Source organism: Streptomyces roseolus (genome assembly GCF_014649855.1).
In the GTDB taxonomy this organism is placed as follows: domain Bacteria; phylum Actinomycetota; class Actinomycetes; order Streptomycetales; family Streptomycetaceae; genus Streptomyces; species Streptomyces roseolus.
Genome location: NZ_BMTV01000035.1, coordinates 24,191 through 50,784, shown reverse-complemented (window position 1 = coordinate 50,784; position 26,594 = coordinate 24,191). Strand labels below are relative to the sequence as shown.

The 26,594-nt window shown below is 74.3% G+C and carries 23 protein-coding genes; 2 read left to right on the top strand and 21 right to left on the bottom strand.

What is annotated here, in order from left to right; all coding sequences use genetic code 11:
- Positions 1-16: 16 nt before the first annotated feature.
- From IE245_RS31695 to IE245_RS31680, 4 genes are all read right to left on the bottom strand, one after another.
- A complete protein-coding gene (locus tag IE245_RS31695; RefSeq protein WP_189953930.1) occupies positions 17-814 on the bottom strand; it encodes an ABC transporter ATP-binding protein in 798 nt (265 codons plus the stop codon).
- A 69-nt stretch (positions 815-883) separates the two neighbouring features.
- Complete coding sequence (locus IE245_RS31690) at positions 884-1,987, bottom strand: FecCD family ABC transporter permease (protein WP_189953928.1); 1,104 nt, start codon at positions 1,985-1,987, stop codon at positions 884-886.
- Positions 1,984-2,952 (bottom strand): FecCD family ABC transporter permease, encoded by a 969-nt coding sequence (locus tag IE245_RS31685; RefSeq protein ID WP_373305438.1) that lies wholly within the window; start codon positions 2,950-2,952, stop codon positions 1,984-1,986. The genes IE245_RS31690 and IE245_RS31685 overlap by 4 nt, the downstream gene beginning before the upstream one ends.
- 62 nt (positions 2,953-3,014) lie before the next feature.
- A complete protein-coding gene (locus IE245_RS31680; RefSeq protein ID WP_189953926.1) occupies positions 3,015-4,001 on the bottom strand; it encodes an ABC transporter substrate-binding protein in 987 nt (328 codons plus the stop codon).
- Positions 4,002-4,095: 94 nt separating this feature from the next.
- Between IE245_RS31680 and IE245_RS31675 the strand changes: the two genes are divergently transcribed.
- The gene (locus tag IE245_RS31675) at positions 4,096-5,292 is read left to right on the top strand and encodes a YncE family protein (protein WP_189953924.1); all 1,197 of its coding nucleotides are present in this window, start codon (positions 4,096-4,098) and stop codon (positions 5,290-5,292) included.
- A gap of 71 nt (positions 5,293-5,363) precedes the next feature.
- On the opposite strand, the gene IE245_RS31670 is transcribed toward IE245_RS31675, so the two are convergent.
- Positions 5,364-5,822 carry a Fur family transcriptional regulator gene (locus IE245_RS31670; RefSeq protein ID WP_189953922.1) on the bottom strand — a complete coding sequence of 153 codons (459 nt, stop codon included), beginning with the start codon at positions 5,820-5,822 and terminating at the stop codon, positions 5,364-5,366.
- Positions 5,823-6,014: 192 nt separating this feature from the next.
- On the opposite strand from IE245_RS31670, the gene IE245_RS31665 reads away from it, so the two are divergent.
- Entirely contained in the window at positions 6,015-6,635 is a 621-nt protein-coding gene (locus tag IE245_RS31665) for a hypothetical protein (RefSeq protein WP_189953921.1), read from the top strand.
- A gap of 97 nt (positions 6,636-6,732) precedes the next feature.
- Here the strand turns inward: IE245_RS31665 and IE245_RS31660 are convergent, their stop codons facing one another.
- The 16 genes from IE245_RS31660 to IE245_RS31585 form a co-directional block, all read right to left on the bottom strand.
- On the bottom strand, positions 6,733-8,865 hold the full coding sequence (locus tag IE245_RS31660) for a PQQ-dependent sugar dehydrogenase (RefSeq protein ID WP_189953920.1): 2,133 nt from the start codon (positions 8,863-8,865) through the stop codon (positions 6,733-6,735).
- Between the two features lie 41 nt (positions 8,866-8,906).
- Entirely contained in the window at positions 8,907-10,061 is a 1,155-nt protein-coding gene (locus IE245_RS31655) for a sugar phosphate isomerase/epimerase family protein (protein WP_373305437.1), read from the bottom strand.
- Between the two features lie 143 nt (positions 10,062-10,204).
- Positions 10,205-11,608 (bottom strand): alkaline phosphatase family protein, encoded by a 1,404-nt coding sequence (locus IE245_RS31650; protein ID WP_189953916.1) that lies wholly within the window; start codon positions 11,606-11,608, stop codon positions 10,205-10,207.
- Positions 11,605-12,774 carry a metabolite traffic protein EboE gene (gene eboE / locus IE245_RS31645; protein ID WP_189953914.1) on the bottom strand — a complete coding sequence of 390 codons (1,170 nt, stop codon included), beginning with the start codon at positions 12,772-12,774 and terminating at the stop codon, positions 11,605-11,607. The genes IE245_RS31650 and eboE overlap by 4 nt, the downstream gene beginning before the upstream one ends.
- A gap of 12 nt (positions 12,775-12,786) precedes the next feature.
- Positions 12,787-13,635, bottom strand: coding sequence for a TatD family hydrolase (locus IE245_RS31640; protein ID WP_189953912.1), 849 nt, complete (start codon positions 13,633-13,635; stop codon positions 12,787-12,789).
- A complete protein-coding gene (locus tag IE245_RS31635; RefSeq protein WP_189953911.1) occupies positions 13,635-14,285 on the bottom strand; it encodes an EboA domain-containing protein in 651 nt (216 codons plus the stop codon). Before IE245_RS31635 ends, IE245_RS31640 begins: the two co-directional genes overlap by 1 nt.
- On the bottom strand, positions 14,279-15,157 hold the full coding sequence (locus IE245_RS31630; RefSeq protein ID WP_189953909.1) for a sugar phosphate isomerase/epimerase family protein: 879 nt from the start codon (positions 15,155-15,157) through the stop codon (positions 14,279-14,281). The genes IE245_RS31635 and IE245_RS31630 overlap by 7 nt, the downstream gene beginning before the upstream one ends.
- Entirely contained in the window at positions 15,154-16,083 is a 930-nt protein-coding gene (locus IE245_RS31625) for an SCO3242 family prenyltransferase (RefSeq protein ID WP_229851760.1), read from the bottom strand. The genes IE245_RS31630 and IE245_RS31625 overlap by 4 nt, the downstream gene beginning before the upstream one ends.
- Positions 16,080-17,198, bottom strand: coding sequence for an inositol-3-phosphate synthase (locus IE245_RS31620; protein WP_189953907.1), 1,119 nt, complete (start codon positions 17,196-17,198; stop codon positions 16,080-16,082). The genes IE245_RS31625 and IE245_RS31620 overlap by 4 nt, the downstream gene beginning before the upstream one ends.
- A 423-nt stretch (positions 17,199-17,621) precedes the next feature.
- The gene (locus IE245_RS31615) at positions 17,622-18,629 is read right to left on the bottom strand and encodes a sugar phosphate isomerase/epimerase family protein (protein WP_189953905.1); all 1,008 of its coding nucleotides are present in this window, start codon (positions 18,627-18,629) and stop codon (positions 17,622-17,624) included.
- A 35-nt stretch (positions 18,630-18,664) separates the two neighbouring features.
- On the bottom strand, positions 18,665-19,897 hold the full coding sequence (locus tag IE245_RS31610) for a Gfo/Idh/MocA family protein (protein ID WP_189953902.1): 1,233 nt from the start codon (positions 19,895-19,897) through the stop codon (positions 18,665-18,667).
- A 79-nt stretch (positions 19,898-19,976) separates the two neighbouring features.
- Positions 19,977-21,020, bottom strand: coding sequence for a substrate-binding domain-containing protein (locus IE245_RS31605; RefSeq protein ID WP_189953900.1), 1,044 nt, complete (start codon positions 21,018-21,020; stop codon positions 19,977-19,979).
- A gap of 88 nt (positions 21,021-21,108) precedes the next feature.
- A complete protein-coding gene (locus IE245_RS31600) occupies positions 21,109-22,143 on the bottom strand; it encodes an ABC transporter permease (RefSeq protein ID WP_189953898.1) in 1,035 nt (344 codons plus the stop codon).
- Entirely contained in the window at positions 22,140-23,675 is a 1,536-nt protein-coding gene (locus IE245_RS31595; protein WP_189953896.1) for a sugar ABC transporter ATP-binding protein, read from the bottom strand. Before IE245_RS31595 ends, IE245_RS31600 begins: the two co-directional genes overlap by 4 nt.
- 290 nt (positions 23,676-23,965) lie before the next feature.
- The gene (locus IE245_RS31590) at positions 23,966-25,147 is read right to left on the bottom strand and encodes an ROK family transcriptional regulator (RefSeq protein ID WP_189953894.1); all 1,182 of its coding nucleotides are present in this window, start codon (positions 25,145-25,147) and stop codon (positions 23,966-23,968) included.
- Between the two features lie 239 nt (positions 25,148-25,386).
- A complete protein-coding gene (locus IE245_RS31585) occupies positions 25,387-26,586 on the bottom strand; it encodes a S8 family peptidase (protein ID WP_189953892.1) in 1,200 nt (399 codons plus the stop codon).
- Positions 26,587-26,594 lie beyond the last annotated feature (8 nt).

The following is a 26,594-nucleotide window of genomic DNA, read 5'->3' as shown; positions in this document are numbered from 1 at the left end:
TATGATTATCGTTTTCCTAGAGGGTCAGAGGGTGATCTGGGTAACACACCGGCCAGCCGCCCTCGGGATCGCGGCCGACCCGGCCGGACACCTTCAGGACGTCGGCCAGGAACGCCGGCGTGACCACGTCCTTCGGCGTCCCGTCGGCCACCACCCGGCCGTCCCGCAGCGCCACGATCCGTTCGGCGAACCGGGCGGCGTGGGCGAGGTCGTGCAGCACCATCACGACGGTCAGTCCGCGCTCCTCGCGCAGCCGCACCACCGTCCGCAGCACGTCGAGCTGGTGGTGCAGGTCCAGGTAGGTGGTCGGCTCGTCGAGCAGCAGGACGCGGGTGTCCTGCGCCAGCGCCATGGCGAGCCGCACCCGCTGCCGCTCCCCGCCGGAGAGCGCCTCCACGGGCCGCTCCGCCCACTCCCCCACCCCGACGTCCTCCAGCGCCCGGCGGGCCACCGCGTCGTCGCCCTCGCGCAGCATGCCGAGCGGGCCGCGCGCCGCGTACCGCCCCTGCCGGACGAGTTGACGGACCGTCATGCCGGGCACCGCGGGGGCGGACTGGTGGAGCAGCGCCACATGACGGGCGGCGGCGCGCCGGGAGAGCCGGGCCAGGTCGTGCGGGCCCAGCAGCACCCGCCCCTCACCGGGCCGCAGCAGCCCGGCCGCGAGCCTCAGCAGGGTCGACTTGCCGCAGCCGTTCAGGCCCACCAGCGCGGTGAGTTCGCCCGGTTCGACGGTCAGGTCGACGCCGCGCAGCACCGGCCGTCCCGCGTATCCGAAGTGGACTCCCTCGACGTGGATGCCGACGGGTTCGCTCATCATCTGTCCTTCACATCCGAGTGCGGGAAGCGCCGGCCGGGCCGCGAGCCCGGCCCGGCCGGCAGACCCCTAGGAACTCCGGCTCGCCGTACGGCGCACCACGACCAGCAGGAGGACGGCGCCGGCGCACGTGGTCAGCGCGCCGACGGGCAGCGTGATCCGGTCCGCGTCGTCCCCGGCCAGCGCCAGCAGTCGCGACGCCCCCTGGGCCGCCGCGTCGGCTCCGCAGACCACGACCGCGCCCAGCAGCGCGGCGCCGGGCAGCGCGAGCCGGAGGTCGGCGCCGAAGAGCGCCACCGCCAGGTGCGGGACGAGCAGCCCCACGAACCCCAGCGCGCCCACCGAGGCGACGGCACCCGCCGTCAGCGCCACCGCGCACAACAGGGCGAGCGTCCGCGCCCGGGCGACCGACAGGCCCGCCGCGGAGGCGAGTTCGTCGCCGCAGCGCAGCAGGGTCAACGGGCCCGTCATCAGCCACGCGCCGAGGAACCACGGCAGCGCCCAGGGCCACAGCAGGTGCCAGTGCTCCCAGACCCGGCCCTCGGTGCTGCCGACGAGCCACTGCACGACGCTGCCGAGCTCGCCCGGCGCGACCAGGAGGACCATCGCGGTGAGCCCGCCGAGCACCGCCGAGACGAGCACGCCGTGCACCACGGTCTGCGCGGGGTCGCCCCCGCCCCGTCCGCTGAGCAGCCACAGCAGCCCCGCCCCCGCGCAGCCGCCCGCGTACGCCGCGACGACCACGGCGAACGGCGACTGCCAGCCCGCGAGTCCGAGCCCGGTCGCGGTGACCGCGCCGAGCACCGCGCCCGGGGTCACGCCGGTGACCTCGGGGCCGGCCAGCGGATTGCGCAGGGCCGACTGGAGGACCAGTCCGGCCGCGCCGAGACAGGCCCCCGCGCCGAGGGCCACCAGCATGCGCGGCAGCCGCAGCCGGAAGAACACGTGGCGGGCCAGGGCGTCTCCCCCGCCCGTCAGCACGTCCACCACCGCGCCCAGGGAGAGGGCCCGGCCGGCGAGCAGCGAGGCACCCGCGGCCAGGACGAGCAGGGCGGCGAGCAGGACGTACCGGCGTACGGTCTTCGCCGGTCGCCTTACGGGTGGCGCCGTCCGGCGCTCCGTCGCCCCGGTCCCCGGACGCTCCGTCCTCGTGGGCTTCACACCCTTCGTCATCGTCGCCTCCGCAGGAGCGCCACCCCGGCCGGGACGCCGAGCAACGCCGTCCAGGCGCCGGCCGGTGTCTCCACCGGCGCCAGGGCGAGCCGGGCCGGCACGTCGGCGACGGCCACGACGACGGCGCCCCAGGCCGCCGACCAGGGAAGCCAACCCACCGCGTCGGAACGCGGGTTGAGGCGGCGGGCCAGGTGCGGGGCGAGGAATCCGACCCACGCCACGGGGCCGCACACGGCGGTCACCGGGGCGATGAGGACGACGGAGACGGCGAGGGCCGTGAACCGCGCACGCCGCACGCGTACGCCGAGCGCCTCCGCGTCGTCGTCGCCGAGCCTCAGCACCGCCAGTACCGGTGCGCACAGGACGAGGGCGGGGACCGCGACGAGCAGCCACGGCCACAGGCCCGTCACGTCCTCCCACGTGCGCGCGGAGAGCGAGCCGAGGAGGTACCGGTAGATCAGCTGGAGGTCGAGCTGGTCCGCCATCACCATGAGCACGAGCAGGGCGGCCTGGAGGGCGGCGGCGACCGCCGCCCCGGTGAGCAGGACGGCGGACGGGCTGCGGCCGAGTCCGGCGGCGAGCAGGGTCAGCCCGCCGCCGATGGCCGCCCCGCCGATGGCCAGCAGCGGCTCGACGGCGGCGGGCACCGACACGGCGAGGACCAGGGGCGCCGCCACTCCGAGGGCGGCGCCCGAGGAGACGCCCAGCATCTCGGGGACGGCGAGGGGATTGCGCAGCGCCTCCTGCAGCACGAGTCCGGCGGCCCCGAGACAGGCCCCGGCGACGAGCGCGAGCACCAGCCGCGGGACCCGGAGTTCGGTGACGACGATCCGGGCGATCTCGTCCTCGCCGCCGAAGAGCCGGTGCGGCGGTACATACGGCGTGCCGAGGCACAGGGCGCACCACGCGGCCCCGGCGAGGAGGGCCACGAGCACGGCCGGCTGCGCCCAGGCGCGTGCCGCCACCGGTCCCTCCCGAGGGCCGGCGGGGGGACGGGCCGCCGGCGCCTCGGTCTCGACGGGCCCGCTCACCTCAGCGCGGCCGTGGCCTCGTCGAGGACGAGGCCCAGGGAGCGCGTGCCGCGCCCCTTGGCCCACACCTCGGAGTCCACCTCGTGGACGTCGCCGTTGCGGACGGCCGGGATCTTGCCCCAGAGCGGGTTCTTCGCCAGCTTCTCCGACAACTGTCCGTCCGGCGGGCCGAAGCTCATCGTCTCGACGAAGAGCACGTCCACGCCCTGCGCCAGGATCTCCTCCAGGCTGTAACTTCCCTCCACGCCACGCGACTTCCAGGGATAGTCGGCGACCTTGGGGAACAGGCCCGCGACCACGTCGGTGCCGGGGGTGGCGACCCCGAAGTTCTCGTCGCTGCCGTAGATGATCAGCGCCGTCCTGTCGCTCCTGGCCCGCTCGGCCTCGGCGAGCTTGGTGCGGAAGGTCCGCTCCGCCTTCTCGCCCTGCGCCGTGCGGCCGGTGAGGGCGGCGACGTCCCGCAGGTAACCGACGCTCTCCTGCCAGGTGGTGGGCTGCACGGGCCAGAAGGTGGTGGCCCCCTGGAGGGCGGGGGCGAGCTTGCCGTGGGTGTCCTGGAGGCCGATGACGAGGTCGGGCTCGTGGGAGAGGATGGCCTCGACCTCGGGGGCTATGAATCCGCCGGGGACGACCGCCACCTTCTTCGCCTTCTCCTTCCCCAGGAAGCTTCGGTGGGCGAGGAGTCGGCTGTTGGTGGCCACGGGCACGATGCCCAGCTCGGTCAGGATGTCGTCGCAGAGCGCCACGAGGCAGACGATGCGCTCGGGCTTCCGCTTCGGCGCGACGTCGACGCCCCGGGCGTCGGTCAGCCGGCGGGTCTCCTCGATGGGCTTCACCGTGACCTCGGTGACGGCGGCGCCCGCCCCTCCGGCCTTGGCCTCGCCGGCCGGGGACTCCGCGGTCGTGCCGCACCCCAGCAGGACGGAGCCCATGACCAGTGCGGCAAGTCCGCTTCGTGTGCGTCTGAGGAGTGAACGCGGCATCGGTGCCCTCGCTTCTTGTCAGGATCGGGAAACGCACCGACCATACATGATAATCATTTTCATCATGCTTCAAGACGCCCACGGAGGACCCCCGATGACCACCGACCCCCTGCTCCTGGTCTCCGACCACGTCGACGGCGCCGTCCACCTCGTGTCCGTGCGGGACGGCACCGTCGCCGGACGCATACCGGGGCGCCACCTCTCCGAGCACGCCGGGTTCCTGCCCCTGCCGGGAGGCCGGGTGGCCTGCGTCGACGACCGGCGCGGCGAACTGCTCGTGCTCGACCCGTACGGCCGGGAGCCGGTGGAGTCCACGGTCCCCGTGGCCACGCCGGCGGAGCACCTGGCGAGCGACCCCTCCGGTCGGTGGGTGGCCGTCACCACCGGCCTCGGCAAGAACGCCGCCCCCTGGTCCGACCTGCTCACGGTCGTGGACCTGGCGACGGGGGACGCCGCACGGGTCCGCACCCGCCCGGGAGAGCCCGGCGTCACGGTGCTGGGCTCCGACGAACCGCTCCTCGTCCTGCGGCACCGCGAACCGGGGGCCCTCGCGGTCCACCGCTTCCCCGAGCTGCTCGCCGCGCCGCCCGGCTGCCCCCCGGTCACGCCGGTCGCGTCCCACTCCCTGCCGGACGACGGACACGGCGACGCCCAGGACCCTTCGGCCCAGCGGGTGTTCGCGGCCACGGGCGGGGGCGTGCACCGGGCGCGACGGAAGGGCGAGGACCTCGTCGTGGAGGAGCCGATCCCGTGGGGGGCCGCCGCGCGCGGCTGGTACCTCCGGCTGGATCCCCGCCGGCGCGCCCTGTGGTCCACCCTGCGCGGCGGGACGGCGGATCCGCTGCGCTGGCCGGAGTGGACGAACCAGGCCTGGTGCCACCACCTGGACACCGGGACCACGACCCTGACGGAGCTCGGCCCCGGACTCGTCTTCCGGCTGGCCCTCGCCCGCACCGCCACCGCGTTCGCCCGCGTGCACCCCGACGGTGACGAACTGGTCCTCCTGGCCGGCGATGCGACGGTCCGCCGGGTGCCCCTTCCCGCCATGGAGGGAGCGCCGGGCCGCGGCCACACGCCCTGGGAGGGCGTGCAGCGCCGTGCGGTGGCCGCCTCCCCCGACGCGGACACGGTGGCCGTGACCCGGGGCGGCCACGGCGAGGTCCACCTCGTCGACACGGAGACCGGGGAGGAAGCCGGCCGGGTGAAGCTGGACTCCCCCCTCCACCACGGCGGCCACATGATCCTCCTCCCCCAGCCCGAAGGCCCGGACCGCGACACCGTGGGACGCTGAACGCGCCCGGCCCCCGCCGCCCGGCGGCACACGGACGGCCGGGCGGCGGACCAGGCGGTCGAGCCGCGCGCCTACGGGGACGCCGCCTGGCGGCGACGGGCATGGCAAGGCCCGCAGACACCGACGAGCTCGACGGTGTGCTCCACCGCCGTGAACCCCCGCTCGCCGGCCACCCGGACCGCCCAGCGCTCGACGGAACGCGCGTCGACGGGCCGGCTGACGCGGCAGAACCGGCAGATGAGGTGGTGCCGGTGGCCTTCCACGCCACGCAGCCTGAACAGCCGTTCCCCGCCCTGGACCTGGACGACGTCGACGCGTCCCTTGGCCTCCAGGTACCGCAGCACGCGGTAGACCGTCGTACGCCCCACACCCGCCCCGGCCTCCGAGAGCACGCCGTACAGATGCCGGGCGGAGACGAATCTCAAGGACTCCGTCAGGGCGGCGACAACCGCCGCCCGCTGCCGTGTCGACCTCTCGGCCACCTCGTACCACTCCTTCCACAGGTGACGGCACAGAGCGTATGCGCTCATGAAATTCATGTCCATGTGCGGCCGGTGACGCTCCTTCGACGGGGCGATCCGGCCGCGGATGCGGGGAGAGCCGGCCATTCCGGCCCCGGCTCGCCCACCGCGGGGCACAGCGGGTGCCAGGCTGCGTACGCGGCCCGGCCGAAGGGTGCGGGACGGGCGGGCCGGAACACGACACGTCCACGGGGGGAACTCATGGCGTTGCGCACGCGCGGGCACGGCCCGCTCACCGCGGCCGTCACCGTCGCGCTGCTGGCGGTGGCGTCCGGGACCGAGGCGGCGGCCGCGGAATGGCGGCCGCGGCCGGGCATGGTCTACCTGTCCGACATGCCGAAGGACGGGACGACCTGGTACGGGGCCCCGGCCGTGCGCGGCTGGAACAGCCTGACGGCCTGCTTCGGGTTCTGGCCCGGGGATCAGGCGCCCGAGGTGAACGTGTGGAGTCGTGAGGTGGCCACGTCCGAGACGGCGGCCGGTGTGCAGAACACCATGGTCTTCGAGACGGAGGCCGAGGCGATCGCGTTCGCGGCCCGCGCCCGCCAGGCGTACGCCGACTGCCCGCGCGCCTACGAAGGCCCCCACAGCGTCGTCACCGCGTACGACTACGGAACCGTGGACGTCGAGGAGGGGGCCGCCGTCCTCGGCATGCGCGAGGAGGCCGCCGGGGACAGCGGCGTCTACCACAACCACCTGTTCGGCGTGGGCCGGGACGGCGACACGGTCACCCTCATCGAGTGGCAGAGCAACTGGAGCGCCCCGCCGGTCGATTACTTCAAGAACACCACGGTGAAGAACGTGGTCAACCGCCTGTACTGAGTACCGGCCTGCGGCGCGGCGTCCGTCGTTCCTCGCGAGCGGGCCCTCGGGGCGGCGAACCCGCCGCCCCGAGGGCCCGACCAGGACGTGGTGCGTGTCAGTCCGCCGGCGTCAGTGCCACCTCCGCGCTGCCCGAGAGGGACGGCAGACCCGCCGGAGGGGTGTCCCTGTACGAGGCGTTGAAGACGGCCTTCAGGTTGTCCGCGCCCGAGTGGCCGCCGTCCACGAAGGTGCGGAACGAGCCCGAGCAGCCGGTGCTGGTCGACAGGGGGTGGCCGTGGGAGTCGTGGCCGAGGACGAAGGAGACGGTGACCTTCGCGCAGTCGACCGGCTGGTCGTCGGTGACGTCGACCTTCCAGGTGACCGTGTCGCCCCAGTGGAACGCGGTGCCGCCGTGCGGAGCGGGGTCGGTGGTGAGGGAGACGACCGGCGCCTTGTTGCCGACGACGACCTGGACGGCGGTGGCGGCGGAGCGGCCGGTGCTGTCGGTGACGTTGAGGGTGGCTTCGAAGACGCCGTTCGTGGTGTACGTGTGCGTCGGGTCGGCCTGGGTGGAGTCCACGGTGCCGTCGGCGTCGAAGTCCCAGGCGTAGCGGAGCGCGTCCCCGTCGGCGTCCCGCGTGCCGGCGGCGGAGAAGCGGACCGTCAGCGGGTTGACGCCGTTGACGGCGTCCGCCGTGACCTTGGGTTCGGGCGTGCGGTTGCCCCGGACGTAGTCGATGCGGGCGAGCTGGGCCTCGGGAAGTTCGGCGAAGTAGCCGGTGCCGTACTCCAGGACGTAGAGCGCGCCGTCGGGTCCGAACTCGGCGTCGATCGGCCCGTCCGTCCGGATCCCCGGAACGGCGTCCTCGATCGCGAGGACCTCGTTGCGCTTGCCGAGGGTGAGCGCCTTCATCTGGTCGCGGGTCCACTCGTAGAAGAGCGGCTTGCCGGCGAGGGAGGCGGGCCAGCGGTTCTCGGCGGTGTTGCGCTTGTCGTAGCGGTAGGCCGGTCCGCCCATGGGACCGATGCCGCCCGTGCCGAGCTGCGGGAACTGGGCGGAGGCGCCGTAGCCGTAGATGATCTCGGCGTCCTCGACCGGGGGCAGCCGGTCGAGGCCGGTGTTGTGGCGCGAGTCGTTGACGGGGGCGGCGCAGTCGAAGGCGCCGCTCGACTCCTTGGTGGCGAAGTCGTAGTCCTGGTACGGCAGGTCCTGGCTCACGCAGAACGGCCAGCCGTAGTTGGCGGGGCGGTCGACGACCATCCAGCGGCCGTGGCCGGCGGGGCCGCGGTCCGGGCTGGCCTTCTGGGCGTCGGGCGAGTAGTCGCCGACGTAGACCTCGCCGGTCCGCTTGTCCACGCCGAAGCGGAAGGGGTTGCGCAGGCCCATGGCGTAGATCTCGGGGCGGGTCTTCGGGGTGCCGGGCGCGAAGAGGTTGCCGTCGGGGACCACGTAGCCGCCGTGGCGCTTGACCTTGATGCGGAGCACCTTGCCGCGCAGGTCGTTCGTGTTGCCGGAGGTGCGGCGGGCGTCGTAGGCGGGGTTGCGGTCGGGGCGGTCGTCGATCGGGGCGTAGCCGTCCGAGGAGAAGGGGTTGGAGTCGTCACCGGTCGACAGGAACAGGTTGCCCCGGTGGTCGAAGTCGATCTTGCCGCCGACGTGGCAGCAGAGGCCGCGGTCGGCGGGGATGTCGATGATCTTCTGCTCGGAGGCGTAGTCCAGCTTGTTCCCCGTGAGCTTGAACCGGGAGAGCCGGGTGTAGCCCTTGTACGGGGCGAAGTCCTCGGGCGTGCCGGTCTGCGGGGCGTCGCCCTCGTTGACGCCCGGGGTGGCCGGGTCGTCCATGGGGGTGGTGAGGCGGGGCGAGTAGTAGAGGTAGACCCAGTGGTTCCTGGCGAAGTCGGGGTCGACGGCGATGCCCTGGACGCCCTCCTCGTCGTGCTGGTAGAGCCCGGCGGGGCTCTTCTTCATGTCGGCGGCGAGGAAGTTGACGCCGCTCTTCGGGTCGTGGACGCGGATCTCGCCGGTGCGCGCGGTGTGCAGGACGCGCAGGTCGGGCAGGACGGCGAGGGCCATGGGCTCGCCCGGCCGGTCGTTGAGGGTGACCTTCTGGAAGGCCGGATCGGCCGACGCGGCGGACGCGGCCGCGTCCGGTGCGGGAGTGGCCTGGACCGGGGCCAGGGGCAGCAGCCCGATGGCGCCGGCCAGGGCCGCCGTGCCCAGGAGGGTGACGATCCGTCTGTTGCGCACGCGGAGCTCCTTCGCTACTGGTTCGGGGCGGTGCGTCGTGGTCAGCGGTGGGCGCGGAGGGCGGCGAGGTTGTCGTAGCCGATGCGGGCGTACTCCAGCGACTGGCCGGGGACGGTGGTGCTCGGGGCGGTGTCCTGCTCGACCATCGGGTGGTGGCGGTTCTTCGCGCCGACCCGGGTGAAGAACCGCCGGTAGTCGATGTCGCCGGTGCCGAACGGCACCATGTCGTAGCCCAGGCCGCTCTGCGGGTTGATCACGCCGTCCTTGGCGTGGAAGAGCGGGAAGCGGGGCGTGTGGCGGACCACGAGCCCGGCCGGGTCGAAGATCCGCTCGTGCCGGGAGCCGTCGTGGGCGGTGTACGTGTGGAACTTGTACTGGGCGACGTGGGCCCAGAAGACGTCCAGCTCCAGGTAGACGCTTCTGGGGTCGCTGACCTGGAGGAAGTACTCCAGCTTGCGGACGCCGGAGCTGCGGGTGGGCCGGCCCCGGTCGTCGAGCGGGCCGCCGTCGAGGAGGAAGTCGTAGGCGCTGTCGTGGTTGTGGGTGTAGAGCTTGATCCCCTCGCGGGCGGCGAGGGCGCCCAGGGTGTTCCACTTGTCGGCGGCGGCGTCCCAGTCGGCGCGGTAGGGGCTGCCGGTCGGGTCGCCGCCGGTGCCCATGTGCTCCATGCCGAGGATGTTCGCGATCTCCAGGGCCCGCCGGAACGCCTCCAGGTCGGCCGGGGTGAGCGGCCAGGAGCCCGGGATGAAGCCGTGGCTGCCCTGGGCGCGCAGCCCGTGCTCGTCGAGCCAGGAGCGCATCAGCCGGGCGCCCTCGACGGTGCCGAGGTCCGCGCCGCCGGGGGCGTTGGCGTGCTGGCGGTACCCGGCGAACTCGACCTGGCGGTAGCCGTACCGGGCCAGCTGCCGGAACACCTCGCGGAAGCCGGACGGCAGGTCGGAGGCGAGCGGGTCGCGTGCCACCGCGTCCCGGACGGTGTAGAGGATCAGTCCGCGCTTGTCCGGGGGGACGAGGGCGGAGCGGCCGCGGTCCCCGGACGGCTGCCGCTCGGGCTGCGCCAGGGCCGGTGAGGAGCCGAAGACGGGGGCGGCGATCGCCACGGCCGCGGTGGCCGTGCAGGTGCTGAGGAAGCGGCGGCGGCTGACACCGAGCGTGCGGCGCAGCGCGTCGCCGGCGGTGGTCTCTTCGGGGGACACGGTCACGGCTTTCTCGCTTTCGTTGTCACGGGGTGCGGGTGCGTCCGGGCGCCGGAGGGCTCGGGACCGAGCGGCGGAGCGGCCCGGCGGAGGACGCGGCGGTTCGGGGGGTGGCGGTTCTGGGGGGGGCGGCGCGTGCCGGGTCAGGCGAGGCCGGCGAGCCGCAGGAGGAGCGGCTTCACCTCGGTGGCCGCGGTGCGGCCGGGCAGGACGCCGGGGGCGGAGCAGAGGACGAGCGGGCCGTCCGCGTCGTCGGTGGGCAGCCGGCCGTGGCTGCCGCGGACGGGTGACGGGTCCAGGGGCACGACCGCCACGCGGTAGCGCAGACCGGCCTTCTTGCGGGCCACGGCGGCCGCGGCCTTGAGCCGTACGTACGGGTCCTGGGGGTCCATGAAGAGTTCGGCCGGGTCGTAGCCGGGCTTGCGGTGGATCTCGACGAGCCGGGCGAAGTCGGGGGCGCGCGCGTCGTCCAGCCAGTAGTAGTACGTGAACCAGGCGTCCGGTTCGGCGACGGCGACCAGTTCGCCGGAGCGGGGGTGGTCCAGGCCGTGCGCCTTCTTTCCCTCGTCGTCGAGGAGTCGCTCGACGCCGGGCAGGTCCCGGAGGGCGGCGCGAACGGCCGCGAGGTCCTCGGGGCGGCGGACGTAGACGTGGGCGAGCTGGTGGTCGGCGACGGCGAAGGCCCGGGAGGCCATCGGGTCGAGGTACTCCATGCCGTCCTGGGTGTGGACGTCGAGGAGCCCGGTGCGCCGCAGGGCGCGGTTGATGTCCACGGGGCGGCTGACGCGGGTGATCCCGTACTCGGACAGGGCGACGACCGTGCGGCCCTCGGCGCGGGCGTCGTCGAGCAACGGGCCGATGACGGCGTCGAGTTCGGCGGCGGCGCGGAGCGAGCGCGGGTCGTCGGGGCCGTATCGCTGGAGGTCGTAGTCGAGGTGCGGGAGGTAGCAGAGCGTCAGGTCGGGGCGGCGGGTGCGCATGATGTGGCGGGTGGCGTCCGCGATCCACCGGCTGGAGGCGAGGGAGGCGCCCGGACCCCAGAACCGGAAGAGGGGGAACGTGCCGAACTCCGCGGTGAGTTCGTCGTGGAGGGCCGGAGGGCGGGTGTAGCAGTCGGGTTCCTTGCGCCCGTCGGCGTAGTAGACGGGGCGGGGGGTGACGGTGATGTCGGTGTCGGCGCCCATCGCGTACCACCAGCAGATGTTGGCGACGGTGTAGCCGGGATGGGCGCGGCGGGCGGCGTCCCAGATCTTGTCGCCGGCGACCAGGCCGTTGTGCTGGCGCCACAGCAGGACCTCGCCGAGTTCGCGGAAGTACCAGCCGTTGCCGACGACGCCGTGCTCGGCTGGGAGGGCGCCGGTGAGGAAGGTGGACTGGGCGGCGCAGGTGACCGCGGGCAGCACGGTGGTCAGGGGCGCGCGGGAGCCGGAGTCGGCGAGGGCGCGGAGGCGGGGCATGTGGTCGAGGAGCCGGGGGGTGAGGCCGACGACGTCGAGGACGAGGAGGGGGGTCGGGCGACCGTCGGCCGGGGGTTTCGCATCGGTCACGGGAGTTCCTTCAGGCCGAGGTCGGTGAGCAGGTCGCGGGCGAGGGTGAGTTCGGCGGCGATGCCGTCGGCGAGGCGGCCTCGGGTCCGGGGCCGCGCCCCCGGCGGGAGGGCCTGCCAGGTGTACGTCTCGACCTCCAGGTGGCGGGTGCGGGGGTGGGCGCCGCCGACCAGGTGGGTGAGGGCGTCCTGGAGGACGGGGAGGGTGGAGGTGAGCGGCGGGGCCGGCGGGGCGTGCAGGGGGACGTGGAAGTGGGCGCGCCAGGGGGCCGTGGCGGGCAGGGTGTCCCCCGCGAGCGCCTCGGGCAGGTCGTCGGTGCCGCGCAGCCCGTCGGCGGTGACCGTGCGGGTCTGGTGCAGGAAGCGCGGTTCGGCGTAGGAGGCGAGGGCCTCGCGCACCTCGGGCCGGTGGGGGTGCTCGGCGTGCAGGGCGGTGGAGAGCTGGGCCTTGGGGACGCGGACGCCGGCGGCGTCGAGTGCGGCGAGCGCCGTGGCCGGGTCCTCGAAGGAGGTCGCGAGGTGGCAGGTGTCGACGCAGACGCCGACGCGGTCGCCGGGCAGGCCGGTGAGCGGTCCGATGGCGTCGGCGGTGGTCTCCACCACGCAGCCGGGTTCGGGTTCGAGGGCGATGCGGACGGACTTGCCGGTCAGCTCCTCCAGTGCGTCGAGCCGTTCCGCGAGGGTGATGAGGGCGGACCGGGCGGTGGCGGCGGCGTCCGCGTCGAAGCGGGTGCGCCAGGCGAGCGGCAGGGTGGAGACGCTGCCCTCGGCGACGTCGTCGGGGAGCAGGGCGGCGAGGAGGCGGGCGAGGTCGGTGGTGTGGGCGAGGCGCTCCGGCTCGGTCCAGTCGGGGCGGTAGACGCGGTGCTTGACCGCCTCGGCGCCGAAGCCCTCGTAGGGGAAGCCGTTGAGGGTGACGACTTCGAGGCCGCGGCGGTCCAGCTCGGTCTGGAGTCCGCGCAGCGCCACCGGGTCGTCGACCAGGGCGTGGGCGGCGCCCTTGGCGAGCCAGAGGCCGATGCCGAGCCGGTCGCGGCCGAGGCGCCGGCGCACGGGCTCGCAGTGGTCGCGGAGCTGGGCGAGGACGCCGTCGAGGGTCTCGGCGGGGTGGACGTTGGTGCAGTAGGAGAGGTGGACGAGGGTGCCGTCCGGATGGCGGAAGCGCACGGTCCCCCCCCCTCATTCCCCGCCGCGGAGCACGGAGTTGCCCTCGTGCAGGGCGTCCGGGACCGGGACGTCGAGCCGGAGCCGGCCGCTGAGGCCGTAGAAGGCGACGGGGTTGCGCCACAGGACCCGGTCGACGTCGTCGTCGGTGAAGCCGGCGGCGAGCATGGCGTCGGCGACCTCGCGGGTCTTCAGCGGATCGCTCCTGCCCCAGTCGGCGGCCGAGTTGACGAGGATCCGCTCGGTGCCGAAGGTCCGCAGGACGGTGACCATGCGGTCCGTGTCCATCTTGGTGTCGGGGTAGACGGAGAAGCCGAGCCAGCAGCCGCTGTCCGCGGCGGCGGCGACGGTCGTCTCGTTGAGGTGGTCGAGGAGGGTCCGCTCGACGGGCAGGGCCGACTCGCGGACGACGTCGAGGGTCCGGTGGAGTCCGGCGAGCTTGTCCCGGTGCGGGGTGTGGACGAGGGCGGGCAGGCCGTGGTCGGCGGCGAGCTGGAGCTGGGCGGCGAGCGCGGTGTCCTCGGCGGGGGTCATCGCGTCGTAGCCGATCTCGCCGACGGCGACGACGGAGTCCTTGACGAGGTAGCGGGGCAGCTCGTCGAGGACGGGGGTGCAGCGCGGGTCGTTGGCTTCCTTGGGGTTGAGCGCGAGCGTGCAGTGGTGCGCGATGCCGTACTGGGCGGCGCGGAACGGCTCCCAGCCGAGCAGCGCGTCGAAGTAGTCGAAGAAGCTGGCGGGAGAGGTGCGCGGCTGACCGAGCCAGAAGGCCGGCTCGACCACGGCGCGGACGCCCGCCGCGTACATCGCCTCGTAGTCGTCGGTGGTGCGCGACGTCATGTGGATGTGCGGGTCGAAGATGCGCATCACGGCTCCTCGGTCGGTACGCCGGTCAGGGTCAGGGCGTGGCGGAGGTCGCGGGAGAGCTCCCGGCCCGCGGCGGTGCGTTCGGCGGCGTGCGCGGCGAGCATGCGGGCGAGCTCCGCGTCGCCGGCGGCCCGCCGCGCCAGGTCCGCCACGGCGGTCAGCGGCACGCCGGTGAAGAGGCACTTCAGGACGGCGTGCCGCCAGGCGTGCGGGGTCAGGTGGGCGGCGGCGTACGGGCCCACGGCGGCGGCGATCAGCCGGGTGTCGTGCGTGCGCAGGGCGTCGTCCACGAGGGGGGTGGCCTGCGGGCCGTCGACGAGGGAGGGCAGGGCGAGGAGCACCGCGCGTCGCTCGGCGGCACTGCCTTCCCGGTACAGACGCGTCAGCGTCTCGGTGTCGGCCCGGGCCTCGATCAGCAGCAGGGCCCGTACGGCGTCCGCGGCGTCCTGGCCGCAGTGCCGGCCGGCGGTGACGAAGCGGAGCTGCCAGGCGGGGCGGGGCGCGGGCGGTGCCTGGGCGGGCGGTGCCTCCCGCGCCGTCGCCGCGCGGGTGGCGTCGGCCAGGGCCTCGGTGAACCAGGCGCGGGCCTGGTCGTCGGGCAGCCGGGCAGCGACGTCCGCGCGGGTCCGGGGCGGTGGCGGCGTCAGCATGCCGGCGTCCCCTTCGCGGCGGTCGCGGCCGCGTCGCGGAGGAACGCGACGGATTCCGCGGCCAGTCGCGGGCCGGCGTGCGCGTGGCGGGGCAGTTCGACGACGGTGAGGCCCTGGTAGCCGGTGGCGGCGAGGGCGTCGAGGACGGGCGGGAAGTCGATCTCGCCCTCGCCGAACGGCAGGTGCTCGTGGACACCGCGCCGCATGTCCTCGATCTGCACGTGTCGCAGCCAGGGCGCCGCCGCGCGGACGCACGCGGCGGGCGGCTCCGTCTCCAGGCACTGGCAGTGGCCGATGTCGAGGGTGAGGCCGAGGGGCGCGGGGTCGCCGAGCGCGGCGCGCAGCCGGTGGAAGTCGTCGAGCGTGGCGAGGAGGTGGCCCGGTTCGGGTTCGATCGCGAGCGGCACGCCCGCGTCGGCGGCGGCGTCGAGCACGGGCGCCAGCGCCTCCGTCAGGCGCCGCCAGGCGGTGGCGTCGTCGGTGCCCGGCGGGGTGACGCCGCTGAAGCAGTGCACGGCGTGCGCCCCGAGGTCCGCCGCGACCCCGACGGCGGTGAGCAGCAGGCGGACCCGGGCGGCGCGGCCTCGCGGGTCGGCGTCGAGCAGCGAGGGGCCGTGCTTGCGGCGCGGGTCGAGCACGTACCGGGCCCCGGTCTCGACGGTCGCGGTGAGTCCGAGCGCGCCGAGCCGGCGGGCGACCCGGGCGGTGCGGGCGGCGAGGCCGGGCGCGAGCGGGTCCAGGTGCATGTGGTCGAGCGTGAGCCCGACGCCGTCGTAGCCCAGGTCCGCGAGCAGTCCGAGGGCGTCGTCGAGGCGGAGGTCGGTGAGGCCGTTGGTGCCGTATCCGAGGCGGAGTGGCCGCCGTTCGCTCATGTGGCGCTGACCTTCCGTGCGAGGGTGCGGGCGAGGGGGGCGAGCCCCAGCACGCCGAGTCCGGTGCCGACCGCTCCGGCGCGGGCCGCGAGGGCGGCCTGGAGCGGGATCATGGCGCGGATCCCGGCGCCGACGGCGCGCCGCGTGAGGGGCGGGGACGGGTTGAGCGCGGCGTGGAGCAGGGGTGCGGCGGCGGTGCCGGCGTAGAGGGCGGCGGGCAGCAGCGGTACGAGCGCCGCCGCGTCACGCGGCTTCCGGAGCGCCCGGTGGGCGGTGACGGCCCCGAGCGCGGACGTGGCGGCGAGGGCTCCGAGCGGGGCGAGCGTCGAGCCCCCCTGCGCCTCGTGCCGGGACACGGCGGTGACGGCGTACGTGTGGACGGCGAGCGCGCCGGCGGGCGCCGCGACCCGGAGGACGGCGGGGGCCCGGCGCGGTACGGGGCCGGTGGCCGCGGCGCCCAGGACGAGGTCGAGGGCGCGGGCGGCGGCCATGGCGGCGGGGGCGGCGGGCGTGTGCTTGAGGCGGAGGTCGTAGGCCCATACGGTGCCGGCCAGGGCGGCGGCCACGGTGAGGGCCGGGCGGCCGGCGCGGGAGGCGAGGGCGAGCCCGGCGGCGGTCAGGAGGCCGGCCGCGCCCAGCGCCGCGGCCGGTGCGATCCGGCCGGAGGGCAGGGGGCGGTGGGGCCGGTCGACGGCGTCCTCCTCGCGGTCGGCCCAGTCGTTGAGCGCCATGCCCGCCTCGTACAGGCAGAGCGACGCGCCCACCGCGTACGCGGTCCCCCGGCCGGGCCGCAGACCGACGGCCGCGGCCCCGGCGAGCGCGTCCCCGGGCACGCTGAACAGCGCGGAGACGCGCAGCAGCTCGGCCCAGGCCCGGATCCGGCCTCCTTGCCGTCCGGTGGGGTCCGGGTGGCGGGGGCCCGTCACTTCGCCTCCCGGAGCCGGTCGGCGAACGCCAGCAGCTCGGCGAACTGTTCCGCGAGGCCGGCGGGGCCGCCGTCCGGGTCCTTGAAGTAGAAGCCGAGCTGCGGGAGCGGGCCGGAGAGGCCGGCCTCGTGGGCCCGGGCGACCAGGCGGGCCAGGTCGAGGACGAGGGGCGCGGCGAGCGCGGAGTCGCAGCCCTGCCAGATGGTCTGGAGGACCATCCGCGAGCCGAGGAAGCCCTCGAAGGCGATGTGGTCCCAGGCCGTCTTCCAGTCGCCGAGCGCGGGGACGTCGTCGATGTGGACCCGGCCCTCCGGCCGGTGGCCGAGCGTCTCCGTGAGGACGCGTTCCTTGCCGGCGTTCTTCGCCGCCGCGGCGGCGGGGTCGGCCAGTGTCGCCCCGTCTCCTCCGCCGAGCAGGTTGGTGCCGGACCAGGCCCGTACGTCCAGGGCGCGCTGGACGAACATCGGGGCGAGGACGGAGCGGAGCAGCGTCTGGCCGGTCTTGCCGTCGCGGCCCGCGTGGGGCAGTCCGGCGGCGGTCGCGGCGGCCGTGAGGTCCGGGGTGCGCAGCCCGGTGGACGGGGTGAAGTCGACGTACGGGCAGCCGGCCCGCAGGGCCGCGGCGGCGTAGAGGGAGCTGGGCGGCAGGCGTTCGGCGCCGGGCGCGGGCGGCGGCTCCGTGCAGGAGACGTTGACGACGACCACGCGTGCCAGGGCGTGGCGGGCGCGGAAGGACACGAGGTCGGCGGCGAGGTCGGCGATGAGTTCGGCGTCGGTGCGGGGGTCGTCCGGGAGGGGGCCTCCGGTGCGGATCTCCTCGTCGGCGGCGGCGAGTTCGGCGTGGACGGCGGCCGCGAGGCCGTGCGGGAGCACGCCGGCGCCGGTGAGGAGTTCGGCGCGCTTGGGGAGCGGGCAGGACACGATGTCGTGGCCGCCGAAGACGAGCGCGGCCAGCGACGGCAGTCCGCTGCCGGCGAACGCGGACGTCTCGGTGACCATCCCGGTCGCCGGGTGCAGTCCGGTGCGGGCGGCGGCGCATCCGGCGACGGCCGTGGTCGCCACGGAGCCGCGTGCTCCGGCGAACCAGACTCCGGTGCGTGCGTGGGTGTCAGTCACGGGCTGCCTCCTTGCCGGTCGTTGGGTGCGGGGGGTGGAGGGCTGGGGGCGGGGTGCCGCGGCGGCGCCCCTGCCTGCGGGCGGAGCGGGGGCGGGGCGGGCCGCCCTGCGGCGAGGTGCGAGGGGCGGGGGGCGCTGTGCGGTGCGGGCCCTCGCCCGGTCCGGAGGGTTCCGGGAGGGGCCGGGCGGTTTCCGGGTGGCCGGTGGGGGCCGGGCCGTTTCCGGGTGGCCGGTGGGGGCCGGCGGTCCGGTGGGGCCAGGGGCCGTGGTGGTGATCTGAGGGGACCGTAGCCCCGTTCGTCCGTGACGGAAAGCCCTTGCGCAGCAGATCGGCCAAACTTTCTCCCGCGTCAGGACAAAGACGGGTGCGGGCAGGCCGGACCGCCCGGTGGCGCCCCTCGCCACCGGGCCTGACCGGGGGTCCTACCGGTCGCCGCCGGAGAACGCCGCGTCGAACGAGGCGGCCGGCGGGTCGAAGTCGAACCGCTTCAGGTGGGCGAGTGCCTCGGGCGCGCCGGTGAGCCGGTCCATCCCGGCGTCCTCCCACTCGACGGACACGGGGCCCCGGTAGCCGATGGACCGCAGCATGCGGAAGACGTCCTCCCAGGGCACGTCCCCGTGTCCGGCGGACACGAAGTCCCAGCCGCGCCTCGGGTCGCCCCACGGCAGGTGGGAGCCGAGCCGGCCGTTGCGCCCGTCGAGGCGCTTGCGCGCCTCCTTGCAGTCGACGTGGTAGATCCGGTCCCGGAAGTCGTACAGGAAGCCGACCGGGTCGAGGTCCTGCCAGACGAAGTGACTGGGGTCGAAGTTGAGCCCGAAGGCCGGCCGGTGGTCCACCGCCTCCAGGGCGCGGCGCGTCGTCCAGTAGTCGTACGCGATCTCGCCGGGGTGGACCTCGTGGGCGAAGCGGACCCCCTCGGCGTCGAAGACGTCGAGGACGGGGTTCCACCGCTCGGCGAAGTCCTCGTACCCGCGCTCGACCATCCGTTCCGGCACGGGCGGGAACATCGCCACCAGGTGCCAGATGGAGGAGCCGGTGAAGCCGACGACGGTGTCGACGCCGAAGGCGGCCGCGGCGCGCGCGGTGTCCCGCATCTCGGCGGCGGCCCGCCGCCGCACGCCCTCGGGCTCGCCGTCGCCCCAGATCCGGGCGGGCAGGATGCCCTGATGGCGTTCGTCGATCGGATGGTCGCAGACCGCCTGGCCGACCAAGTGGTTCGAGATCGCCCAGCACTTCAGGCCGTACTTGTCGAGCAGGGCGTGCCGGCCCGCGAGGTACGACGGGTCGGCGAGGGCCTTGTCGACCTCGAAGTGGTCGCCCCAGCAGGCGAGTTCGAGGCCGTCGTAGCCGAAGTCGCGGGCGAGCCGGCAGACCTCCTCCAGCGGCAGGTCGGCCCACTGGCCGGTGAACAGCGTGAACGGACGCGGCATGAAGCCTCCAAACGGCGGTGTGCGTGCCGGGTCCCCTACCGGACCCCGGCCGACGCTTCCTCGACGGGTGTGTAGACGGCGTTCTTCCGGGCGCTCTCCTCGACCGCGGCGAGCACCCGCTGCACCCGCAGCCCGTCGGCGAAGGACGGCGACGGCTCGGTGCCGGCTCCGATCGCGACGACCAGGTCACGGGCCTGGTGGGTGAAGGTGTGCTCGTAGCCGAGGGTGTGGCCGGGCGGCCACCACGCCTCCAGGTACGGGTGATCGGCCTCGGTGACGAGGATCCGCCGGAAGCCCGAGGTGGCGGCGGGCTCGCGGTGGTCGTGGAAGGAGAGCTCGTTGAGCCGCTCCAGGTCGAAGGCGAGCGAGCCCCGCTCCCCGTTGATCTCCAGCCGGAGCTGGTTCTTGCGGCCGGAGGCCATCCGGCTGGCCTCGAAGGCGGCGAGCGCCCCCGAGGCGAGCCGTCCGGTGAAGACGGCCGCGTCGTCGACGGTCACCGGCCCGAGCGGGGCGCCGGCGGCGGCCTGTCCGGACGGCGCGGACAGGCCGGCCGCCGCCGCGGCGAGCCGGGGCCGTTCCCGTACGAAGGTCTCCGTCTGGGCGGACACCCCGACGATCGGCTCCCCCGCCAGGTACTGCGCGAGGTCGACGATGTGCGCGCCGAGGTCGCCCAGCGCCCCCGACCCGGCGTGCTCGCGCTCCAGCCGCCAGGTCAGCGGGAAGTCGGGATCGACCAGCCAGTCCTGGAGGTAGCTCACCCGGACGTGGCGCAGGGTGCCGAGCCGGCCCTCGGCGATGAGGCGGCGGGCGTACGAGAGGGCGGGCACGCGCCGGTAGTTGAAGCCGACCATCGCCACCTGGCCGCGGGCGCGGGCCGCCTCGGCGGCGGAGGCCATGGCCTCGGCCTCGGCCACCGAGTTCGCGAGCGGCTTCTCGCACAGGACGTGCTTCCCGGCTTCCAGCGCCGCGATCGCGATCTCCGCATGGCTGTCCCCCGGGGTGCAGATGTCGACGAGCTGCACGTCGTCCCGGGCGATCAGGGCGCGCCAGTCCGTCTCCGCCGCCGCCCAGCCGTGCCGCTCGGCGGCGGCCCGGACGGCGCCCGCGTCCCGGCCCGCGACCGCCGCGAGGACGGGCCGCAGCGGCAGGTCGAACACCCGGCTCACATTGCGCCAGCCCTGTGAGTGCGCGGCACCCATGAACGCGTACCCCACCATGCCGACGCCCAGTCCGGGCGGCGCGGTCGCGTCGCTGTCCCGCTGTTCCATACGGTTCCTCCTGGTCGGAGAGTCACTGACTCGTCGGTGTGCTGCGAAGCCGGGCATCCCCCCGGGAGCCCGGACCCGGTCAGTTGAAGCCGGTGGGCAGGTAGTCGTCGACGTTCTCCTTGGTGACGACGGCGGAGTAGAGCGTCAGCGAGGACGGGATCTCCAGCTCCGCGAGGCCGCCCACGCCCTTGCCCTGACCGAGCGCGCGGGCGAGGTCGATGGCGGACGCGGCCATCGTCGGCGGGTAGAGGACGGTGGCCTTGAGGACGCCGGTGCCGGCCTTGATGGCGTCCATCGCGGACTTCGCCCCGGCACCGCCGACCATCAGGAAGTCGTCGCGGCCGGCCTGCGCGATGGCGCGGAGCGCGCCGACGCCCTGGTCGTCGTCGTGGTTCCAGAGGGCGTCGAAGGCGGGCTGCGCCTGGAGGAGCTGGGCCATCTTCGCCTGGCCGGACTCGACGGTGAAGTCGGCGGCCTGCCGGGCGACCTTGGTGATGTTGGGGTAGTTCTTCAGGGCGTCGTCGAAGCCCTGGGTGCGCTGCCGGGTGAGTTCGAGGTTGTCCAGGCCGGCGAGTTCGACGACCTTGGCGTTCGGCTTGTCCTTGAGCTGCTCGCCGATGTACGTGCCGGCGTTGAGCCCCATGCCGTAGTTGTCGCCGCCGATCCAGCAGCGGTACGCCTGCGGGGAGGCGAAGACGCGGTCCAGGTTGACGACGGGGATGCCGGCCCGCATCGCCTGGAGGCCGACCTGGGTGAGCGCCTTGCCGTCGGCGGGCAGGATGACGAGGACGTCGACCTTCTTGTTGATGAGGGTCTGCACCTGGCCGATCTGGGCGGCGGTGTCGTTGGAGCCCTCGGTGATCTCCAGGGTGACGTCGGAGTACTTCGCGGCGCGGGACTTGGCGTTCTGGTTGATGGCGTTGAGCCAGCCGTGGTCGGCCTGGGGTCCGGCGAAGCCGATGGTGACGGGCTTGCCGGGCTTGTCGTCGGCGGCCGGGGTGTTGCCGGCCGGCTGCTCCTGCTGCTTGGGCTCGTTGCTGGTGCAGGCGGTCAGCAGCGCTCCGGCGGAGACGGCGGCGGTGCCGAACAGAAGTCCTCTGCGACTGGGGGCGGTTCGGGACATGGCGGATCAACCCTTCGGCTGGGCGGGGCGGGTCGGCTCGGTTCGGTTCGGGTGGACGGGAGGGAGGGTGCGGGGGGGGAGGAGGCGGTCAGGCGTCGCCGCCGCGCAGGGTGCGGCGCTGGACGAGGACGGCGGCCACGATGATCGCCCCCTTGGCGATCTGCTGGACCGCCGTCTCCAGGTTGTTGAGGGCGAAGATGTTGGTGATGGTCGTGAAGATCAGGACGCCGAGGACGGAGCCGACGATGGTGCCGCGCCCGCCGCTGAGGAGGGTGCCGCCGATGATGGCCGCGGCGATGGCGTCGAGTTCGTACAGGTTGCCGTTGGTGTTCTGGCCCGATCCGGCGAGGACGATCAGCATGAACGCGGCGATCCCGCAGCACAGTCCGGACAGCAGGTACAGGTACAGGCGCTGCCGGCGGACGTCGATGCCGGCGAGCCGGGCCGCTTCCGCGTTGCCGCCGACGGCGACGGTGCGGCGGCCGAACGTGGTCCGGTTGAGCAGCAGCCAGCCGACGACGGTCACGGCGGCGAAGACGAGGACCAGCGGCGGGACGCCGAGGACGTAGGCGTCCTTGACCCCGAGGTCGAGGACGTCGGTCACCGTCACCATCTGGGTCCTGCCGTCCGTGATCTGGAGGGCGAGCCCCCGGGCGGACGCCAGCATGGCCAGGGTGGCGATGAACGGCACCAGGCCGCCGTACGCGATCAGCAGCCCGTTCACGAGACCGCAGCCGACGCCGACGAGCACCGCGGTGAAGAGGATGCCCGCGAAGCCGAATTCCTGGGTGGCGACGGTCGTCGCCCACACGGACGCGAGGGCCACGATCGCGCCGACCGACAGGTCGATGCCGCCGCTGGTGATGACGAACGTCATGCCGACGGTGACGACGCCGATGACCGAGGCCTGGGTCAGGACGAGTTGGAGGTTGCTGGTGGCGAGGAAGGAGTCGGGCTGGGTGATCCCGCCGACGGCGACGAGGACGGCGAGGACGCCGAGCAGCGACAAGCTGCGCACGTCCCACCGCATCAGCGCCGGCCGGTGGATCGGCTTCCCGCCGGTGTCGGAGGTGGCGGCGGACGTCGGCGCGTCCTTCCGCGCCGCGGAGGCCGGCTGCGTCATGGCGTCGGGTTCCCTTCCATCACGAGATCGAGTACGCGGTGCTCGTCGAGCTCCCGGGCCGGCGCCGTGTGCACGACGGAGCCCTCGCGGAGCACCAGCACGCGGTCGGCGAGCCCGAGGACCTCGGGAACCTCGCTGGAGACGAGCAGTACCGCCAGTCCTTCGTCGGCCAGCCGGCGGATCACGGCGTAGAGCTCCGCCCGGGCGCCGATGTCGACGCCCCGGGTCGGCTCGTCGAGGAGCAGCACCTTGCAGCCGCGCAGCAGCCAGCGGGCGAGCACGGCCTTCTGCTGGTTGCCGCCGGACAGCGTCCTGATCGCCGCGTCCGGGTCGTCGGGCCGCAGCGACAGTTCGCGCACCGCACGGTGCGCGGCGGCGCGCTCGGCACGCCGGTCGAGCCAGCCCGCGCGGGAGTAGCGGGAGAGGGTGGAGACCGAGACGTTGCTCCCGACGGACTCCAGCATCAGCAGGGCCTGCGCCTTGCGTTCCTCGGGGGCCAGTCCGATCCCGGCCCGGACGGCGGCGCGGACGCTGCCCGGGCGCAGCGGGACGCCGTCGACGAGGACGCGGCCCGCGTCGGACGTGCGGGCCCCGTAGATCGTCTCCAGGATCTCGCTGCGTCCGGAGCCCACGAGCCCGGCGAGGCCGACGATCTCGCCGGGCCGCAGTTCGAGGTCGAGGGGGGCGAACTCGCCGCTCCGGGTGAGCCCCTCGACCGTGAGGACGGGGTCACGGGCGGCGGTGCCGTCGGTGTCGTCGGGGCGGTCGGGGCGTTCCGGGAAGACGTGCTCGACGGTGCGGCCGGTCATCAGGGCGACGATGTCGCGGGTCGGGGTGGTGTCGGCGGGCAGTCCTCCGGCGACGGAGCGGCCGTCCTTCAGGACCGTGACCCGGTCGCCGATGCGGCGGATCTCCTCCAGCCGGTGGGAGATGTACACGACGGCGACGCCGTCCGCGGTGAGTTCGGCGACGATGCGGAAGAGGTTGTCGACCTCGTCGGGGTCGAGCGCGGCGGACGGCTCGTCCATGACGATCAGCCGCACCTCGTGGGAGAGCGCCCGGGCCATGGAGACGATCTGCTGCTGGGCGGCGGACAGCTCGCCGACGAGCCGGGCCGGGTCGATCTCCGGGTGCCCGAGGCGTTCGAGCAGCCGGCCGGCGGCCGCGCGGGCCCGGCCGCCGCGCACGACGAACCCGGCGGAGGTCGGCTCGTTCCCGAGGAACACGTTCTCGGCGACGGACAGCCCGCCGACCAGGTCCAGCTCCTGGTAGATGGTGGCGATCCCGAGCCGCATGGCCGCGGTCGGAGAGCTCAGGGAGACCGGCTCGCCGGCCCACGTGATCTCGCCGTCGTCGGGCCGGTGGGCTCCGGCGAGGACCTTGATGAGGGTGGACTTGCCGGCGCCGTTCTGACCGAGGAGGCAGTGGACTTCGCCGGCGTGGACCTCGAGGTCCACGCCGTCCAGGGCGCGGACGCCGGGGAACGACTTGGTGATGCGGTTCATCGTGAGCAGCGGTGGGCGTGTGGCCATCGGGATCCCCTCGGCGGATGCGGCCGTGAGCGGGCAGGGCGGAGCGGGGCACGGTGAGCGGCGTGGGACGGGACGGAACGGGCGAAGGGCTCGGGGACCCGCGGCCTCGGGCGTACCGGCGCGTGCGGGATGAGCGGGCGTGGCCGACGGCCACGGGACCGTTGCGTGGTGCGGTGGTGCGGTGAGTCGGTGGTGCGGCGGTGCCGGGCCGTGAGGCCGTACGCGCCTCGGCGTGCGGCGTCACGGCTGCTGGAGGAGGGGCGGGGCCGGGCGGGGTGCCCGGCGGGGGGTCAGGCCGGTGAGAAGACGTGGTCGCTGATGAGGCGGGCCGCGCCGATGACTCCGGCGGTGGGTCCCAACTCCCCCAGGACGATGGGGAGGTTGCCGGTCGCGAGCGGCAGCGACTGGCGGTAGACCTGGGTACGGACGCTGGCCAGCAGGGTGTGGCCGAGCCCGGTGACACCACCGCCGATGACGACGAGTCCCGGGTTGAAGAAGCTGACGAGCCCGGCGATGACCTGGCCCAGCCGCTGTCCGCCCTCGCGGATCAGCTCCAGGGCCACGGTGTCCCCCGCCGCGGCGGCAGCCGAGACGTCGGCGGCGGTGAGCTCCCCGGCCGTCTCCAGCCGCGCGGCGAGGTGCGCCGACCGGCCCGAGCGCGCCGCGTCCTCCGCGTCGCGGGCCAGCGCCGCGCCGCTGAAGTGCGCCTCCAGGCACCCCAGGTTGCCGCAGGCGCAGGCCCGTCCGTCCGGCTGGACCTGGATGTGCCCGATGTCGCCGGCGCTGCCCGTCGTCCCGCGGTAGACCTGGCCGCCGATCACGATGCCGCAGCCGATGCCGGTACCGATCTTGACGCAGAGGTAGTCGCCGACGGAGCGGGCGACGCCCGCGTGCTGCTCCCCCATCGCCATGAGGTTCACGTCGTTGTCGACCATCACCGGGCAGCCGAGGTCCTGACTGAGGGCCTCACGGACGGGAAAGCCGTCCCAGCCGGGCATGATCGGCGGGGCGACGGGCACGCCCTCGGGGAAGCGGACGGGCCCGGGGACGCCGATGCCGGCGCCGTCGAACCCCTCCGCGACCCCCGACGCCTTCAGCTTGTCCGCCATGGCGAGGACCCGTTCGAAGACGGCGACGGGCCCTTCGCGGACGTCCACGGGCTGGTTCAGGTGTCCCAGGACCTCCAGCTCGGCATTGGTGACGGCGACGTCGATCGAGGTGGCCCCGATGTCGACGCCGAGGAAGCGCAGCGCCGGGGCGAGCCGGAGGTTGTGCGAGCGGCGTCCGCCGCGTGAGGCGGCGAGCCCGTCCGCGACCACCAGTCCCGTCTCGAGGAGCCGGTCCACCTCGACCGCGAGCTTGGAACGGGACAGGTCCACCAGATCGCCCAGCTGCGCGCGGGAGTTGGGGCCTCCGTCGCGCAACAGGCGCAACAGGCGCGCCTGGTGCACGTTCGCGGGCCGAGCAGTCATCCGTCTCACGAATCCCTCCCCTCCCCCGCCTCCGGCTGGGGGCCCGATTGCCTGTGCGCGGCGGCCGATCCGTCGGGCTTTCGAGAGGAACGTAGCAGCGCTCCACCGGCCTGGGAACTACTTGCGCAGGAAACAGGCGGGACTTCTTCCACTGTCGGGACAAAGACCTGGTGTCGCGGGGACGACGAACGGCCCCCTCCGGGAGAAGGGGGCCGTCGCGCAGCGGGAAGCGGGGTGGGTCAGGGGGTGATCTTCAGGAGCTTGTTGACGGTGCCGGAGGTGGGGTTCTTGATGGCGTCGGCCGTGGCCGCTCCGGTGAGGGCGGCGGCCGTGTCGGCCGGGGTCGCCGCCGGATGGGCGGCCAGGTGGAGGGCCGCGGCGCCGGCGACGTGGGGTGCGGCCATGGACGTACCGGAGATCGTCTTGACCTCGGTGTCGCCGCCGTTCCACGCGGAGGTGATCTCGGAGCCGGGGGCGTAGACGTCCACCACCGCGCCGAAGTTCGAGAAGTCGGACTGCTCGTCGTCCTTGGTGCTGGACGCGACGGTGAGGGCTTCGGGGACCCTGGACGGCGAGCCCTGACCGGCGTCGGAGGACTCGTTGCCGGCGGCGACCGCGAAGGTGATGCCGGCGGCGATGGCGCGCTGGACCGCCGCGTCGAGCGCTTCGTCGGCGCCGCCGCCGAGGCTCATGTTGGCGACGGAGGGCCCGGTGTGGTTCTTCGTCACCCAGTCGATGCCGGCGACGACCTGTTCGGTGGTGCCGGATCCGTTGTCGTCCAGGACGCGGACGGCCACGATCCTGGCCTTCTTGGCGACGCCGTGGGAGGTGCCGGCGATGGTTCCGGCGACGTGGGTGCCGTGGCCGTTGCCGTCGTCGGCCGATGCGTCGTTGTCGACGGCGTCGAAGCCGTGGCTCGCCCGGCCGCCGAAGTCCTGGTGCGAGACCCGGACCCCGGTGTCGATCACGTACGCCGTCACGCCCTCCCCGCCGCCGTCGGGGTACGTGTACTTCTCGTCGCCGGCGGTGTCGGCCTGGTCGATCCGGTCGAGACCCCAGGACGGGGGCTTCTCCTGGGTCTCGTTGATGGTGAAGCGCTTGTTCTGGACGACCGTTCCGACGGCGGGGTCGGCCGCGAGCCGCTTCGCCTCCTGGACCGTGAGGCCGGAGGCGGAGAAGCCGTTGACCTCCGAGCCGTAGGCGCGGTCGAGCGTGCCACCGTACTTCTTCGCCAGCGCTTCCTTGTTCGCGGATGCGTCGAGGATGACGACGAAGCTGCCGTCGACGGCGCCGGGTGCGCCGAGTCCGTGCACGGTTCCCTCGGCGGGAGCGGAGGCGCCGGCGAGGTTGGCGGCGAAGAGCGCCGCGGCGGCGGAGCCCGCCACACCTGTGACTATGGCCGCGTGGCGAAGGCCGCGGGATCGCTTGTGAGTTGCCATGAAGGGAG